We start from the raw sequence: 1,213 nt of genomic DNA, 5'->3' as shown, positions 1-1,213 counted from the left end.
ATGACCATAGACACAAGCCTCATCATACACCCAGCAATTACCATCATGGGATAGGTTAACTTCCTTTTCAATAAAGCCGCCTAAAGACCCCGCCTTTACATCATCAAAATCTTTTAAAGCTTTAATGCGATAAAGGCTTATAATATTTCGAGTAAGAGCATGTTTGATTTTTTTGATTTCACTGGTTAATTCGTATTTTTTGCACATAGAGATACCCTCACAATTTAATGTGATAAACATTTGATAAAATTTGAAATGGAAAAATTGGGTTGGAAAGCAGGCGCCCCCGCCGCGCCCGCGCGTCTTTACGCAGCGTTATTTTCAATAATCTTTACAACGGTATCGTTTTCATAAATTTCACAATCTTCAGGAATTCCATATGCATAATAAAAGTTTTGTTTGACATATGAATAACCATCTCTTTTTAACCTTGCATTGCCATGTACCAAACCTCTAATGGTGTGATAACCAGTCACTTTTGCATTCCCATAAACAGAACCATAGACCTTAACATACCCACCCACGCTAGCATTGCCATAAACCTTGCCATAAATTTTTGAAGAGCTACTTACAACAGCATGATCATAAACCTCAGCTTTGCTATAAATGCGTGCACTTCCTGTTAATTTTGCATTCCCATAAACCCTTGCATATTGATAAACCCACACCTTATCAGAAAGATGCGCATTATCATAAACATGAGCTCCAAAATACACGCGGGTTTTATCATATACATGCGCATTGCCATAAACAAAACCACCAATGGCAGCATTGCCATATACCCTTGCATTTTCATAAACACGACCAGATTTTACAACACAAGCATTATCATAAACCCAGCAATTGCCATCATGAGAAAGGTTATCTTCCTTTTCAATAAAGCCCCCTAAAGTACCTGCTTTAACATCAGCAAAGTCTTTTAATGCTTTAATGCGATAAAGGGTATGATTATTAATTACACGCGTTTCATTTGTGAGTGCAAACTTCTTTTGCATGAGCACAATTCCTTTATAGAGATTTAAATTTTTAAATGAGATGTTTAAAGGAGGGAGCCCCCGCACCGCCCGCGCGTGTCATTTACGCAGCATCACTTTCATATTCGCTGTCATTATCATCGTCATAATACCCTTCAAAATCAGCATAATACTCATGACGATAATAATCATCTTCGCTACCAAACTCAGGATATGCATCATCACAGATATCTTCATTA

The 1,213-nt window shown here is 37.4% G+C and carries 1 protein-coding gene and 1 pseudogene; both read right to left on the bottom strand.

Going from position 1 to position 1,213, the window contains the following annotated elements; genetic code table 11:
• Nucleotides 1-207 (bottom strand): annotated as a pseudogene (locus PVV63_RS10235) (hypothetical protein); the annotation flags it as partial.
• A 98-nt stretch (nt 208-305) separates the two neighbouring features.
• Nucleotides 306-995, bottom strand: coding sequence for a hypothetical protein (locus PVV63_RS10230; protein ID WP_273791758.1), 690 nt, complete (start codon nt 993-995; stop codon nt 306-308).
• Nucleotides 996-1,213 lie beyond the last annotated feature (218 nt).

The organism is Bartonella sp. CM31XJBT (genome assembly GCF_028618555.1).
GTDB lineage: Bacteria > Pseudomonadota > Alphaproteobacteria > Rhizobiales > Rhizobiaceae > Bartonella.
This window is presented reverse-complemented; position numbering and strand designations above follow the sequence as displayed.